Consider the following 14,467-nt stretch of genomic DNA (forward strand, 5'->3'; position numbering starts at 1 on the left):
AATCTACAAAATGCAAGAAATTAATCAACCGTGAACAGCGATCCCGTCGTGCGCTTGAACAGCTTCCACCAGCCTGCCTTCGGCACAGCTTCGCCCGCCTTGAGCTCATATTCTTTAATTACACTCGTGCCCTGGTAGACTACCAGCTTGCCAATGGTCTGATCTGCGGTGATTGGCGCTTTTACACTGTCCGGCAGTACCAGCTCGTTGCGGATACCTTCCTGGGTAATTCCCTTTTTGAGCAGGACGCTGTAGGTTTCCTTGGCGGTAATCGGCAGTACCTTTTTCACACCTTTTTCGATGTTCAGCGTACCGATGGTGTCACCAGCTTTATAGATCGTGTGCATTTTATATTGTGAAAAGAGATAATCGAACATGCCCGACACTTCACTGTTGCGCGTCTTCGTGTTCGGTTCACCCAGCACTACTGCAACGGCGCGGAGTCCGTCTCTGGCAGCAGTTGCCGAGAGGCAGAACTTGGCTTCCGATGTATAGCCGGTCTTCAGACCATCGGCTCCCGTATAAAAGCGCACCAGCTTGTTCGTGTTGACCAGCCAGAACGGTTTGGCCGAATCCTTGCGCAGATAGTCCTGATAGGAACCGGTATATTTAATAATCCGTTCATGCTTGAGCAGCTCCCTGCTGATGACGGCAATGTCATGGGCCGAGGAATAATGATTCGCAGCCGGCAGGCCGTTACAGTTGGCAAAATGCGTATCCTTCAGGCCAAGCGCCTCCGCTTTACTGTTCATCATATCGACAAAAGCACTCTCTGAGCCGGCGATTTTCTCCGCCATTGCAACAGAGGCATCATTACCGGAAGCCATAGCGATGCCTTTCAGCATCTCGTCCACCGTCATTTCTTCACCGGGCTCCAAAAAAATCTGCGAACCGCCCATCGATGCCGCATATTCGCTCGTCCGCACCTTGTCGGTCAATTGCAGTCTGCCTTCATCCAGCGCTTCAACGGTCAGCAGCATCGTCATAATTTTGGTAATACTGGCCGGCGGCAGCTTGTCATGGCTGTTCTTCTCATAAATAATGGTGCCGGTGCCCGCATCCATTAGAATGGCGGAACGCGCTCCCGGCGCGAGATCAACAGCAGCAGCGGTATTACCGGTACTTTTAGCCTTTTCCTCCGCAAATGCGCCTGGTGCCGCTCCCAGAACCGAAACAGCCATACATAGCACAAGCGTCATATAACGAATTTTTCTCAAAGTGGTTCCCCTCCTGAACATTAACCTTCATTTCACAGGTACTGTATTCCAGTTTGGTCAGAAAGGCAGGAAATTATTCCAATTCACGCAGAAAAAAAGAGCCTTCCCCTGCATCCTTAAGGATGCTACAGAGAAAGCCCCAGGCAACAACGGCAAATGATCCGTTATCTTGAGTTTCCACAATTATTTGATAGTTTGGCTAATTCACCAGTAGAGTCGTCACTCCTAAACTTAGAGCAATTCTCCCGCAAGCATAATTAACTTATCGTCGATATACACGTCAGGCTTCATTACCACTGCATCGATATGTACTCCTGCGGCTACTATACCTCCAAAGGTATTATTGCTGCCAAATGCCACATGGATAGTTCCGTATACCTTCTCGTCCTCCAGAACCACACCTGTAATTCTCGCCTTGTTGTTCGTTCCGATGCCAAATTCGCCAAGGAAGCGCCCGTCGCCTGCTCCAAGCATCTGCAGCAGCTTGTCCCCGCCTTCGCCTTCGGCTGCAGTTAGACGGCCCTGCTCCACGGTAAGCACCAGCGGACTTTTCAGCGCACCAATTCCTGCGATGGAGCCGTCCACCTTAATCTGTCCTGCCGCAGTACCTTCCATCGGTGCAATATACGCTTCGCCGGAAGGCAGGTTACCCGATTCTCCCGGATTGAGATATAAACCTGTGCTCAGCACACCGTCTCTGCTGTCAATCGAGAAGCTCAGACTCAGCCCGTCCTTCTCCACGCGTACTTCGCTACCTGCGGACAGCAGGGCGGCAACCTGTTCAGTCAGCTCTTTGACCTGCGCATAATCGGCAGTTATTGCTCCATTGCTGAACATATCATCCGTCATGCACGGCATGGTGGCGACACGGGTTCCCGCTGCTGCTGCCTGCTTGCGGGCAGCCGTATGTGTCATGGAATGTGTAGTAATACAGACGGCCACATCCGCTTTAGCCATAGCTTCGGCAACCGGAGCCGGCGGCTCCTCGCCCGATTTGCTCCGCGGCTGCATGATCAGCAGCATCGATTCAGCCTCTAGTCTCTTGCCTGCTTCATAGATAGATTCGGCAAGCTCACGCTTGTCATCATCAGCCACAACAGCCAGCAGTTCACCGCGGCTAAGCCCCAGACAATCCTTCAGTACATTCATGCTGATTAGTATCCTTGATTCACTCATGTTAACTTCCTCCCGATTACACCATTTCCGCTATCTATTCACCGGTTTAGGCGGTATGACAGCACGGCAGGCACTCCAGCAGAGGCCGCCCATTCTCTATGCTGCTCCACTTCACTCTTACAGTCAAGTATTATCACATCCTCTTTGCCGCGAGCTCTTATTCCATTAAAAGGGAAACGCTGCCCGCTGCCGAATATCTGAATAGACAAAAGTCACTACAAGAATGAGGGAGAATATATGAGGATTGAACAACTTCACCAAACGATTGCCAACACAGCCCAAAGCTCAGGGTTTTCAGGAACAGTGCTGGTATCCGGCCGCGAACACGAATTGATTCTGGAAGCCTACGGCCATGCGAACCTGGCGGATAACCGGCTGAATAAGCCCGACACACGTTTCGGCATCGCTTCAGGCTGCAAGCTGTTCACAGCTATTGCCATCTGCCAGCTGGTCGAACAGGGTAAGCTTTCTTTTGAGAGTAGAGCTCTGGAAGTGTTACAAGAAGGGGGACTTGCGTTCCCGCTGTTCAGTCCGGATATAACCGTGCATCAGCTGCTGACGCACAGCTCGGGCATCGGAGATTATTTTGACGAAGAGACAATGGATGATTTCGCAGAGTTGTGGAAGGCCATACCGATGTATACACTCAGGCGTCTTGAGGATTTCCTGCCGATGTTCCAGAACCTGCCGATGAAATTCAACCCCGGTGACAGATTTCACTATAACAACGCGGGTTATATCATGCTCGGTCTGCTCGTTGAGGCAGCAAGCGGGATGGCTTTCTCGGATTATGTGGAGCAGCATATTTTCCTGCCTTGCGGCATGCAGCATTCCGGTTATTTTGCGCTGGATAATCTACCGGCCAATACGGCCATGGGATATATAGAAGAGGAAGATGGAAGCTTGATCACCAATATCTACTCCATACCGGTAAAAGGGGGCGCAGACGGCGGAGCGTTCATAACTGCAACAGACATGCAGCTATTGTGGAACGGCCTGTTCAACCATCGGCTGCTGAACGAGGAAACGACTGCTCTGCTGCTAACGCCGCATATTCATCAAAATCAGGATAACTACTATGGCTATGGCGTGTGGATTACCAAGCTGAATGGAGAAGTGTACAAATATCATGTGATGGGCTCCGACCCCGGCGTCTCCTTTCGCTCGGCGTTCTATCCTGCAAGCGGTGTTACCTTCGCCGCCCTCTGCAACCGGAGCAAGGGCGCTTACCAGATCATGCGGACGGTGGAGAGCTGTTTGGCAGGTAGGGAAACTCCTGGGGATTAACGGATAGCAAGCAATTAGTGAACGTGCAAAAAAGCCGTACAGAACAGATTGTTCTATACGGCTTATAATTTAAGTGGAAAAGTTGGCTGTAATTCCCGCCATTTCCGGAATCACTGAGCGAATAGCGGGAATACCTCCACTTAATTGCCGGAAAAAGCACCTCTTTATCCAAAAGGTGGTTCATTAAATGGAGTATTTCCCGCTAATTCTTCCAAAAGCCTCGGTGGAGTCAAATTAGCAGGAGGATTTCCATTTAATCGATGACGCCTTCTTCTTAGCCCCCAAAAGAGTCCCGGAAGAAAGTACAATATTTTAGCGTCTTAGCCACTTGGTAACACAAATAAGTTCTTAGAGTTACTTAGCAGTTCTTAGTGTAACTAGCAGTACTAGCACAATCCCCGTTACCCGGCTTCACTTGGTGTGTTACTTAGTACCGTGTTACGCCATCCTTCGTTACAAGCGCGAATACCAGCGGCTGCGGCGGAACCGGCTGAGCGGAAATGCGGTAAGCTTCCAGCACCTTGGCTTCCGCTTCCTGCACTTTGCTCTCACTGGCATCGTTCACATGCAGGACGGCAAGCGTATCGCCTGCGGCAACGGCATCGCCGACCTTCAGCGACAGCTGAATACCGACACCCAGATCAATCAGCGACTCCTTGGTCTCACGGCCTGCACCCAGCAGCATGGCGGCCACGCCGATTTCCTCGGCCTGGATGCTCTCCACATATCCTGCGGACGCTGCCTTCACTTCGATGAAGCGGCTTGCTGACGGCAGGGTATCCGGTGCCTCGACCTGTGTAACATCGCCGCCCTGTGCAGCTACCATCTGTTTGAACTTATCAAAGGCGCTGCCGTCCTCAATATGGGACATCAGGATTGTCCGCGCTTCGGCTTCATCCTTCGCTTTGCCGCCGAGAACCAGCATCTGGCTGCCCAGAATGAGGCAGACCTCCTGCAGATCCTTTGGCCCGTGGCCCTTCAAGGTCTCGATGCCTTCCTTGACCTCCAGCGCATTGCCGATGCCGAAGCCCAGCGGCTGGTCCATATCACTGATGACCGCAACCGTGTTGCGGCCCAGATGTGTACCGATATCGACCATGGCCTGGGCCAGGGCGATCGAATCGTCGAGCGTCTTCATGAACGCGCCGCTGCCGGTTTTGACATCAAGTACGATGGCGTCTGCGCCGGCGGCGATTTTCTTGCTCATAACGGAGCTGGCAATCAGCGGAATGGATTCCACGGTTGCGGTCACGTCACGCAGCGCATACAGCTTCTTGTCGGCAGGGGTAATGTTGCCGGATTGCCCGATAACGGCAGCGCCGATCTCTCCGACCTGGGCGAAGAACTGCTCACGGCCCATCTCCACTGAGAAGCCGCTGATCGACTCCAGCTTATCAAGTGTGCCGCCAGTGTGTCCCAGCCCGCGGCCGGACATTTTGGCAACCGGAACTCCGGCGGAAGCCACCAGCGGTGCAAGTACCACCGTCGTTTTATCACCTACGCCGCCAGTGGAATGCTTGTCCACCTTAATTCCGGCGATAGGACTTAAATCTACCTGGTCGCCGGACATCGCCATTTCCAGTGTCAGATCGCCGGTTTCCCGCGCGTTCATTCCCCGGAAGTAGACGGCCATTGCCCAGGCTGAAATCTGGTAATCCGGAATTTCGCCTTTGCTGTAACCCTGGATCAGGTAGGCGATTTCCTCACGGCTTAGCTCGCCGCCGTCTCTTTTTTTCTGAATCAGATCAACCGCACGCATTATACCTGTACCTCACGCACAAATGCACGGACAAGTCCGATGAATTTCGGCTTGGTCAGGTTAGCTACTTTCACTACCTGCTCATGTGTCAGCGGCTCCAGCTCATCGCCAATCGCCATGTCGGTGATACAAGTGATGCCGAGCACGCGCAGCTTGCTGTGGCTGGCAACAATCACTTCCGGTACGGTGGACATGCCGACCGCGTCTCCGCCGAGGTAAGCGAGCATTTTCAGCTCAGCCGGTGTCTCATAAGTCGGGCCGCTGATGCCGGCATAAACGCCTTCCTGCAGCACAAGCGCTTCACCGTCAACACCTTTGACGTCAACCGCCAGCTTTTTGGCCAGCTCAATATATTCAGGGTCATAGGCACGGGACATATCCGGGAAACGTACACCCAGCTCCGGATCATTCGGTCCGATCAGCGGGTTGTCACCGGTCATATTGAGGTGGTCAGTGATCAGCATCAGGTCACCGGCTTTGAACGCCCGGTTCATGCCGCCCCCGGCATTGGTAATAACCAGCGTTCCTACGCCCAGCTTAGCCATTACATACACAGGCAGCACAACTTTGCGCATTTCATAGCCTTCATAATAGTGGAAACGGCCCTGCATGATGATTACATCCTTGCCTTCCAGCTTACCGATTACGAACCGGCCGGCATGACCTTCCACCGTGGAACGCGGGAAATGAGGAATTTCTTCGTAAGGCAGATAGACTGCGTCTTCAATCTGGTCGCCCAGATCACCAAGCCCCGAACCAAGAATCAGTCCGATGCTTGGGCTGTACTGTCCGAATTTGGACTTAATATATGCTGCCGCTTCTTTTACTTGGGTACCGTAAGCGATAGTTGTCTGTGTCATGAGATGAACCTCCCGGAATGAATAGTTTTGCGTACAATATAATTTTTCAACAGATGCCGCTCATAACAGCGCAGCCTACATCTTCGGAATAAACGCCAGAACCAGCTTCAAAAAGTGCTCGCGCACACGTTCAGCTGTCTCCATCACCTCAGCATGGTTCAGCGGCTGTTCCAGAATTCCGGCGGCCATATTAGTAATGCAGGAGATTCCCAGTACTTCAATGCCGGCATGGCGGGCCACGATTGTCTCAGATACGGTGGACATTCCTACGGCATCTGCACCCTGGCGGCGCAGCATGACGATTTCAGCCGGTGTTTCATAGTTCGGACCAAGCAGACCGGCATAAACGCCTTCCTTGAATTCAAAATTTTGCGCTGCCGCAGCTTCCTTCGCTACTGCAATCAGACGCGGGCTGTAGGCGGTCGACATATCCGGGAAACGTACGCCAAGCGCATTATCATTCGGTCCTGTCAGCGGATTGCGGCCGGTCAGATTCAAATGATCAGTGATCAGCATCAGGTCGCCCGGAGTGAAGTCTGTGTTCACACCGCCTGCGGCATTGGTAACGAGCAGGCTGTTTACGCCCAGCTCTTTCATGACACGCACCGGAAATGCAGTTGTCTCAGGGCCATAGCCTTCGTACATATGGAATCGGCCTTTCATCATGACAACCCGGCGGCCTTCGATCATGCCGATCAGCAGCTCGCCTTCATGCCCTTCTACAGTGGAGACAGGGAAATGCGGGATAGCATTGTAGGGAATTACGACTTCATCTGTAATCAGATCGGCCAGAATGCCCAGACCGGAGCCGAGAATCAAGCCGATTTCCGGAGCTACCGTACATTGATCTTTAATATAAGCTACTGCTTCTTGAATATGGTCTTGAGTCACTGCCATGGTTGTTGCCTCCTTGAGGTTATGCCTGTATCATGCAGGCTTCTTTATTATTTGAGTTCTGCCAAAAAGCTTGTCCCGTACTGCGGCGCTTTTGCCCCGAAATTATCTGCAATCGTTGCCGCAACATCAGAGAAGGTCTGGCGGATGCCGAGGCTGCCCGGCGTCTTGAATCTTGGGCTGTAAATGAGCAGCGGCACATACTCGCGCGTATGATCCGTTCCGCTATGGATCGGGTCATTCCCATGGTCGGCCGAAATAATCAGCAGATCATCTTCGCTTAGTGTTGATAGCAGTTCCGGCAGGGCTTCGTCAAAAACCTCCAGTGCACGTCCGTAGCCTTCCGGATCACGGCGGTGGCCGTACAGGGAATCAAAGTCTACCAGATTGGTGAACAGGAAGCCGTCAAACGGCTTGCGAAGCTCGTCAATCGTGATCTGAATGCCATGCTCATTGCTCTTGGTCGGGTAAGAGGCTGTAACCCCTTCACCGGTAAAGATGTCGTTGATCTTACCAACAGCAATAACATCTTTGCCGATGTCTTCCAAAGCGTTCATAACCGTCGGTTCCGGAGGCTTCACGGCATAATCATGACGGTTAGGGGTACGTTTGAAGTCTCCCGGTTCGCCGACATATGGACGGGCAATGACGCGGCCTACTGAGAATTCAGGTGCCATCGTCAGCTCGCGGGCGATTTTGCAGGCACTGTACAGCTCTTCCAGCGGAATAATCTCCTCATGTGCTGCAAGCTGGAACACGCTGTCCGCCGAAGTGTAGACAATCCAGGCTCCGGTCTTCATCTGCTCTTCACCGTACTCCACCAGAATCTCTGTGCCTGAAGCCGGTTTGTTCCCGATGACTTTACGTCCCGTTGCTGCTTCGAACTTCTCGATCAGTTCAGCGGGGAAGCCGTCCGGATACACATTGAACGGTACTTCAATCTTCAGCCCCATCAGTTCCCAATGGCCGGTCATCGTATCTTTACCTACAGATACCTCCTGCATTTTGCCGTAATATCCGGTTGGCGCATCTACAGGTTCAAGCGGCGGCAGCGGCGCAATATTCGCCAGGCCTAATCTTTGCAGGTTCGGCAGCTTGAGGCCCGGCACCCGCTCCAGAATATGTCCCAGTGTATGGGAACCTTTATCTCCGAAACTTTCGGCATCCGGCGCTTCACCGATACCCACACTATCCAGCACAATAAATCCGATCCGTTTAAATGAGGACATTCATTCATTCACTCCTTCGAAGTTTGCATTTCCTGAGGTCTTGATCCAAACAAGAAGAAACGGCTCTACCTTCTTCCGCAGGGGGCACTCCCCTGGAAAGCCCGCGGGCAATAGCCCGCATGTTAGGTACCCGTTTTCTTGCGAAAGAACCTTCCGGCTGTACCGACGATCCGGCCATTCTTTCAGTATGATTCCATCATAACTATCTTACTCACAAAAAGCATCTTTTTAGCACGTTAATGTACCGGGCAAAGACTGGCCAGCCTCTGAAGACTGTTTACTTGGCCCGCGGATGATGGCTCTCGTAGACTTCCTTCATATTTTTGCGGGCGATTCCACTGTACACCTGTGTAGTAGAGATGTCGGCATGTCCGAGCATCTGCTGAACCGAGCGGAGATCCGCACCGCCTTCCAGTAAATGGGCGGCAAAGGAATGCCTCAAGGTATGCGGTGTAATATCCTGTTCAATATGGGCTTCACGCGCGTATTTTTTAATGATTTTCCAGAATCCCTGACGGGTCAGCCGTCCGCCGAGACTATTCAGAAACAAAGCAGGCTCCTCCTGATTCCCCCGCAGCAGCTTGTCCCGCATCCCGGCCGTATAGGCAGCAACGCTGTCTGCAGCAATGGTACCGATCGGCACCACCCGCTCTTTGCCGGATGCCGCACTGCAGCGGGCAAATTTCAGCTCCGTCTGCACGTCCTCTATATTCAGCGAGATCAGTTCAGAGACGCGGATGCCGGTTGCGTACAGCAGCTCCAGCATTGCCTTATCCCGCATGCCCTGCGGACTGGTCTCATCAGGTGCAGCCAGCAGCCGCTCAATTTCAACAATACTCAGTATCATCGGCGGCTTCTTGCTGGGTTTGATCATTTCCATATCAAGGGTAGGGTCCTGCTCAACCAGCCGTGTCTTAAGCAAATAGTGAAAAAACGCGCGCAGCGATACCGTGTTCCGGTTAACCGTGGCCGTTGCCCGCCCGGCACCGCGGAGTCCGGCGAGATACTGAATGAGATGCGATCTTCTGATCTCCCCCGGCGATACGATCCCCCGCTCCCCGGCGAATTCCAAAAACTGCGAGATATCGCGTCCATAAGATTCCAGCGTACTCGAAGACAGACCTTTATCAACGGACAGATATTGCATAAAAGGCTGCAAATGTGACTTCATTCTACTCACTCTCCCGTCTGCTCAGGCTGCTCTTCGCGGCTATGCAGCATTTAGGCATATGAGTCTGACAGCCGGCCTGTAACAGCAAACCGGGCAAACTCACCTTAGCTACATTCGACAGACTTCTAGCTTTTTCCTGCTTTTGGCCGCAGCTTCACTCGCCGTACCAGTAGTACAGCCGCAGGCGCTGCCCGGCATTCAGCTCTTCCTCGGGGTGCGGGGAATCCTGAAACGCCCGGACAGCCGAGCCTTCCGGGATTTCATAATGATCTACCGGACTGATCCAGGCGCCGATCCAGTTCAGCGCATAATAAAAAAGGCAGCTCAGGGCAACCAGCATAGTCATAAAATACAACCGGCGCACCGTTTTGGGCACAGAGATAATCATTTAAGATACCTCCTAAAAGTTTAGTAACGATGAAACGCTTTGTACATAACAGTCTACGGAAATATAGTTACCACTCGCGTTAACTCGTCCTACACTGTATGCGCCGGATATTGATAGTATGTATTTCTTCTGGAAAAATCATTTAAAAAGCCCCCTCCGGCAGATACCGGGGAGAGCTTGTGCGGTAATTCCTCATCTATAAGCTTATTCGGGAGCGTTGCCGTCCGCAGCATTCTTCTCATTACAACGGTGGCAAATCCCGTGAAAATCAAGTCTATGATCAAGCACCGTAAAATTATAATCTTTCTCAAGCCGCTCTTCCAGCGGTCCCAGCCAGTCCTCGCGAATCTCGTCCATCGAGCCGCATTGCACACAGATCAAATGATGATGATGATGTTTAGCTGTATCCGTCCGCAGATCATAGCGGGCAACACCGTCTCCGAAATTAATCTTCTCCACGACATGAAGTTCGCTGAGCAGTTCCAGGGTACGATATACGGTGGCGAGACCGATCTCGGGAGCCTTCTCTTTTACAAGCATAAACACATCTTCAGCGCTTAGATGATCTTCTTCATTCTCCAGCAGCACTCTTAAGGTCGCTTCCCGTTGGGGCGTAAGCTTATATCCTTGGGATTGTAGCTGTTGTTTTATCTTGTCTATCCGGGCTTCCACCTATCTCCCTCCCCCTTGGAAAATTACCGCACCGGGCACAAAACCACTTCTTACATTATAGGGGGAGTCGCTTTGAGAAGTCAAACGCTTTTAGAACAGGTTCAAGGGCAGGACGCGCGGCATGTATCCACAAAAAAAGGGACCCCGCCGGCGTCCGGCAGGGCCAAGTTCTATTATAAGGGGGTCATGTGACTACTATAAGCCCGGAAGCTTAAAATAGAATGAATGAAAGATAAAGGTTTGATGAAACGGTGCGTTAAAATGCTTGAATCCGGCAGAAACCTGCAAGATAATGGAAGTATGTTGGGATTAGCGATTGTACTTGGAGTAAAGTGGTGATTTTTATCAGAACGCAGGTAATCAAAAAATCCGTTAAGGCTATACTTATGTTCTTAGCCATCCTTAAAATGCTGCACTACATCCTCAAAGAAGTTATATTCGGAAACGCCGCCTCGATAGGAGTAGCCGCTAGCTTTTCTGAAAGGACAGGCCTCTGGGTTATCATTCTGTTGAGCTTGATTTTGACGGTATGAGTGCTTAATGAGCGAAATTGACTTAAATCATGAGATCTGTAATAGACTAAATGGAATGAATCCACTTACATTATAGATTGCAGAGACAATAATGAATTTTAAGGGAAAATGTCCATCTAATTTATCCTCTTTTAAGCAAATGTCTACTTTTCGCTCAATGTAAGTGGATTCATTCCACTTACATGTTGACTACAGGGAAAACCTGCTGAATTAGTAGGTGTTTTTCCACTTAGTATCCTGCTAATGTGCTATATTGTGCTTTTTACATTTTGCTGTCAGGATGCTTCATATTCGATGACATGCTTGCCGGGAATGGCTGTTTCATTAATGCATGCAAGTCTGTCCGGCGGTCTGGAAGAACTGGATTTACAGCCTTAACAAGACTAAACAAACAATAAAATAAATAACCTGTCAGGCTATGGCCCGGCAGGTTATTTTTATGCACATAGAAGTGGCTTCACACACTCTGACCTATCAGCATCGGTGTCACCCATCTCATCATCTCCGGTGTCACCCAGGCTTCGAACCCGGAAATCCCCAGCACGAGCACGGCCATCCCGAGGGAGAGCAGCGTATACATGGCAAAAGGTCTGGTCACCGGCGTACGCCGCTGGCCAAGCACGCGGCTGCGGATCATCAGCAGGGAAAAGGCGATAGCCGCCGCACTGCTGACAAGCAGTACCGGAATCAGCACCAGATTGTGCGGAGCCACAGAGACAAGCGCGAACAGCATCCCGTGCCAAGAATACTCGCTGACCAGGCAGCCGACCGTAAAGCCGATCAGCACCCCTTTGAGAAAATCAAGGATCAGAATCCCCGGCAGTCCGATCACCGACAAGCCCAGAATCCAGATCAGGCCGACCCACTTCAGATTCAGCGCGGCAATGCTCCAGTAGGAATCAGGAGCGGCGGGCAGTCCCTGCTGATCCACCGTGACAAAGAAATTACCCAGGTAATCACCCAGCTCCTGCTGCTGATCAAGTGTCAGCGCACTTACAATAAGTGCCCCAAAAACGACCCCAACCAGAAATAATACCGCAACAAAAATATAAAGAGGCGTCTGTTCCTTGATCATCAGCCGCATACTGCGCATAGGGACGTTCTCCTTTCAGGTCACATGTTACACCATATGAGGAAACGTCCCGCTGTATGACTTGTCCTTTGGATATATGAGCCGTTCCGGAGCAAGAGCCCGCTATCTCTCGGTGCTCTTCACTTTACCGTAAGTCCCGCCGCCTCCGGAGGTCAGCTCAAGCCGGCCCGTACGCGCCAGAACGATCTGTGCCGCTAATTGGGATCCCGCTATTTGAGCAAGCTCCGCCTCGCCGGCACGGTGCAGGATATTCATCTCCGTGCCAAAAGCCGCCAGCAGCGCGTTCATTTTGGCCTTGCCCAGGCCCGGGATAAACTCGAGCGGAACCTGGTAGTGATAAGGCGGACGATGTGCCGGAACATGCGGCTGCTCACGGTCAGCGATATGCAATATCCGGTCAAACACCCCTTGCACCAGCTTAAGGCTGCCGCAATAAGGGCAGCGTTCCGAGGTGGCATACGCCTCGTCGATAATGCTGCCACATCCGGCGCAGTAGCTCCGGTGATATTTGCCAAGCCGCGGATTCAGGCCGAAATTGGCACTGACCCTCCGGCCCCCACGACGCTCAAGCGCAAGGCGCAGCTCGCTGAACGAAGGCTTCGTAAGTTCTATTACATTGTACTCGCGGCCGATTTTGCCGAGAGAATGCGCGTCGGAATTGGTCAGGAAGGTATAGCTGTCCAGCTCGGAAATATATCCCGCCATTTCCGAATCCGCGCTGAGGCCAAGCTCAACCGCCGCAATCCGTTCCAGATCAAACAGCTCCGCCATCCGCTCCGCCGCACAGCCATACAGCCCTTTATGCGGCGTGAAAATGTGCGCGGGAATCAGTATTCCTCCCCGTCCGCAGATTTCATCCTGCAGGTCTCTGGAGGAGGCATACAGCCGCTGCGAGCTGAGGTTGATGTTGCGCATATACCGGCTCATCCAGCCGCTGAAATCCTCCATGGCAGCAAGGTCCGGCAGGAAAGCCAGTACATGACATTCCTTACGGCCGGGCTCACGGATTTCGATTTCGCTCCCCAGAAGGAGTGTCGTTCCCCGGTAAGCAATTCCCCCGCCTTCTGCCGCGGTCATCTCACCAGACTCAAGAGAATCACGGATATCCTGCAGCACGCCCGGCGAATGGCTGTCAATGATGCCGATCAGCTCTATCCCCTTGCGTTCCGCCGCTTCTATGGCGATGTTTGCAAAGGTGAGATTCCGGCTTCCGCTGATTTTGACTGCCTGTCCGGCGGAGGTCCGGCCGATATGAACATGGAGATCGCAGTAAAAGCTGCGCAGTTCCGGTTCTAGTGCCATTGACCTGTCAGCGTGTAGAGATGCCATGCGTACACTGCCATCATGGTTTTGGCATCGGCAATCCGCCCGTCCGCAATGTACTGATACGCTTCCTCCAGTGTCAGCTCAGAGACCTCTAAGAATTCATCCTCGTCCAGCGCCATATCCCCCGGCTGGGCATTGTCCGTCACATACAGATGGATGATTTCATCCGCAAAGCCGGGTGAGGTATAGAAGGATTTCAGCAACTTCAGCTCCCCGCTGTGAAAGCCGGTTTCCTCCTGCAGCTCACGTCCTGCGGCTGCCAGCGGGTCCTCGCCTTTATCCAGCTTGCCTGCAGGAATCTCTACCTCCGTGCGGTGCATCGGCTGGCGGTACTGCTCTACCACAAGCATTTTATTGTTGTTCAATGCCAGCACCGCGACAGCACCAGGATGCTTCACCACCTCACGGGTAGCGGTATTGCCGTCCGGCAGCTTCACGGTATCTACCTGAAGGGTAATGATTTTGCCTTCAAAAATCGGCTGCGTGGACAATGTCTCTTCGTCTAAGGCCGGGTTGCGGTTCAATTCTTCTTTTTTCATAGTTTCATGGTCTCCTTTAACTGGGCTCTGCATAAGGTGTATTATAGCAAACTTAAGGGGAAAGAAGGAATGCAGGCATGAAGGACATTCTTATCCGTACAAGCACATCAGCAGTTACAATCGCAGGCAAGCCTGAGCAGATTAAAGCGGTCATTGCAGGCTGGGCGGAAAAGTACGGACGTGATATGCCCCTGGCCTACGTTCTGCGGCTGCAGGCAGAGTCCCGGATTCATCCGCCAAAAGCCGGCTGAATATTACATTTGCCACCTTCACCCGCCGGCTAAACATAAGGAGCTGTTCCCGGTTTTTCCCGGAAACAGCTC

The 14,467-nt window shown here is 52.2% G+C and carries 14 protein-coding genes; 2 read left to right on the plus strand and 12 right to left on the minus strand.

The window, feature by feature from the left end:
* Nucleotides 1–20 precede the first annotated feature (20 nt).
* Both QU597_RS19265 and QU597_RS19270 read right to left on the minus strand, forming a co-directional pair.
* Entirely contained in the window at nt 21–1,238 is a 1,218-nt protein-coding gene (locus QU597_RS19265) for a D-alanyl-D-alanine carboxypeptidase family protein (RefSeq protein ID WP_370656197.1), read from the minus strand.
* A 210-nt stretch (nt 1,239–1,448) separates the two neighbouring features.
* On the minus strand, nt 1,449–2,393 hold the full coding sequence (locus tag QU597_RS19270; RefSeq protein ID WP_310829416.1) for an aminopeptidase: 945 nt from the start codon (nt 2,391–2,393) through the stop codon (nt 1,449–1,451).
* 237 nt (nt 2,394–2,630) lie between these two features.
* On the opposite strand from QU597_RS19270, the gene QU597_RS19275 reads away from it, so the two are divergent.
* Nucleotides 2,631–3,680, plus strand: a complete 1,050-nt coding sequence (locus QU597_RS19275; RefSeq protein ID WP_310829417.1) for a serine hydrolase domain-containing protein — start codon at nt 2,631–2,633, stop codon at nt 3,678–3,680.
* A gap of 427 nt (nt 3,681–4,107) precedes the next feature.
* Here QU597_RS19275 and QU597_RS19280 read toward each other — a convergent pair whose 3' ends face one another.
* The 10 genes from QU597_RS19280 to QU597_RS19325 all read right to left on the minus strand — a co-directional run bounded on the left by QU597_RS19280 (nt 4,108) and on the right by QU597_RS19325 (nt 14,144).
* Entirely contained in the window at nt 4,108–5,439 is a 1,332-nt protein-coding gene (locus tag QU597_RS19280; protein WP_310829418.1) for a pyrimidine-nucleoside phosphorylase, read from the minus strand.
* Nucleotides 5,439–6,299, minus strand: a complete 861-nt coding sequence (locus QU597_RS19285; protein WP_206101210.1) for a purine-nucleoside phosphorylase — start codon at nt 6,297–6,299, stop codon at nt 5,439–5,441. Before QU597_RS19285 ends, QU597_RS19280 begins: the two co-directional genes overlap by 1 nt.
* A gap of 75 nt (nt 6,300–6,374) precedes the next feature.
* Complete coding sequence (locus QU597_RS19290) at nt 6,375–7,196, minus strand: purine-nucleoside phosphorylase (protein WP_236331856.1); 822 nt, start codon at nt 7,194–7,196, stop codon at nt 6,375–6,377.
* A 47-nt stretch (nt 7,197–7,243) separates the two neighbouring features.
* Nucleotides 7,244–8,422, minus strand: a complete 1,179-nt coding sequence (gene deoB, locus QU597_RS19295; protein ID WP_310829419.1) for a phosphopentomutase — start codon at nt 8,420–8,422, stop codon at nt 7,244–7,246.
* A gap of 277 nt (nt 8,423–8,699) precedes the next feature.
* Nucleotides 8,700–9,593: a site-specific tyrosine recombinase XerD gene (gene xerD / locus QU597_RS19300; RefSeq protein ID WP_310829420.1), complete on the minus strand. Its 894-nt coding sequence runs from the start codon at nt 9,591–9,593 to the stop codon at nt 8,700–8,702.
* 154 nt (nt 9,594–9,747) lie between these two features.
* Entirely contained in the window at nt 9,748–9,981 is a 234-nt protein-coding gene (locus QU597_RS19305) for a DUF4227 family protein (RefSeq protein WP_310829421.1), read from the minus strand.
* A gap of 204 nt (nt 9,982–10,185) precedes the next feature.
* Nucleotides 10,186–10,653 (minus strand): ferric iron uptake transcriptional regulator, encoded by a 468-nt coding sequence (fur, locus tag QU597_RS19310; RefSeq protein WP_310829422.1) that lies wholly within the window; start codon nt 10,651–10,653, stop codon nt 10,186–10,188.
* 990 nt (nt 10,654–11,643) lie between these two features.
* Nucleotides 11,644–12,279 (minus strand): stage II sporulation protein M, encoded by a 636-nt coding sequence (gene spoIIM, locus QU597_RS19315; protein ID WP_310829423.1) that lies wholly within the window; start codon nt 12,277–12,279, stop codon nt 11,644–11,646.
* A 102-nt stretch (nt 12,280–12,381) separates the two neighbouring features.
* The gene (locus tag QU597_RS19320) at nt 12,382–13,581 is read right to left on the minus strand and encodes an endonuclease Q family protein (RefSeq protein WP_310829424.1); all 1,200 of its coding nucleotides are present in this window, start codon (nt 13,579–13,581) and stop codon (nt 12,382–12,384) included.
* Nucleotides 13,572–14,144 carry an NUDIX hydrolase gene (locus QU597_RS19325; RefSeq protein ID WP_054941466.1) on the minus strand — a complete coding sequence of 191 codons (573 nt, stop codon included), beginning with the start codon at nt 14,142–14,144 and terminating at the stop codon, nt 13,572–13,574. The genes QU597_RS19320 and QU597_RS19325 overlap by 10 nt, the downstream gene beginning before the upstream one ends.
* 77 nt (nt 14,145–14,221) lie before the next feature.
* Between QU597_RS19325 and QU597_RS19330 the strand changes: the two genes are divergently transcribed.
* Nucleotides 14,222–14,395 (plus strand): hypothetical protein, encoded by a 174-nt coding sequence (locus QU597_RS19330; protein WP_310829425.1) that lies wholly within the window; start codon nt 14,222–14,224, stop codon nt 14,393–14,395.
* Nucleotides 14,396–14,467: the final 72 nt, after the last annotated feature.

This window comes from Paenibacillus pedocola, assembly GCF_031599675.1.
Classification (GTDB): domain Bacteria; phylum Bacillota; class Bacilli; order Paenibacillales; family Paenibacillaceae; genus Paenibacillus_AQ; species Paenibacillus_AQ pedocola.

Excerpts from the sequence above, each read along its gene's own strand:
- QU597_RS19270 (WP_310829416.1), bottom strand. The coding sequence starts at position 2,393 with ATGAGTGAATCAAGGATACTAATCAGCATGAATGTACTGAAGGATTGT.
- xerD (WP_310829420.1), bottom strand. The coding sequence starts at position 9,593 with ATGAAGTCACATTTGCAGCCTTTTATGCAATATCTGTCCGTTGATAAA.
- QU597_RS19330 (WP_310829425.1), top strand. The coding sequence starts at position 14,222 with ATGAAGGACATTCTTATCCGTACAAGCACATCAGCAGTTACAATCGCA.
- QU597_RS19305 (WP_310829421.1), bottom strand. The coding sequence starts at position 9,981 with ATGATTATCTCTGTGCCCAAAACGGTGCGCCGGTTGTATTTTATGACT.
- deoB (WP_310829419.1), bottom strand. The coding sequence starts at position 8,422 with ATGTCCTCATTTAAACGGATCGGATTTATTGTGCTGGATAGTGTGGGT.
- QU597_RS19325 (WP_054941466.1), bottom strand. The coding sequence starts at position 14,144 with ATGAAAAAAGAAGAATTGAACCGCAACCCGGCCTTAGACGAAGAGACA.
- spoIIM (WP_310829423.1), bottom strand. The coding sequence starts at position 12,279 with ATGCGCAGTATGCGGCTGATGATCAAGGAACAGACGCCTCTTTATATT.
- QU597_RS19275 (WP_310829417.1), top strand. The coding sequence starts at position 2,631 with ATGAGGATTGAACAACTTCACCAAACGATTGCCAACACAGCCCAAAGC.
- QU597_RS19290 (WP_236331856.1), bottom strand. The coding sequence starts at position 7,196 with ATGGCAGTGACTCAAGACCATATTCAAGAAGCAGTAGCTTATATTAAA.
- QU597_RS19265 (WP_370656197.1), bottom strand. The coding sequence starts at position 1,238 with ATGTTCAGGAGGGGAACCACTTTGAGAAAAATTCGTTATATGACGCTT.
- QU597_RS19280 (WP_310829418.1), bottom strand. The coding sequence starts at position 5,439 with ATGCGTGCGGTTGATCTGATTCAGAAAAAAAGAGACGGCGGCGAGCTA.
- QU597_RS19320 (WP_310829424.1), bottom strand. The coding sequence starts at position 13,581 with ATGGCACTAGAACCGGAACTGCGCAGCTTTTACTGCGATCTCCATGTT.
- QU597_RS19285 (WP_206101210.1), bottom strand. The coding sequence starts at position 6,299 with ATGACACAGACAACTATCGCTTACGGTACCCAAGTAAAAGAAGCGGCA.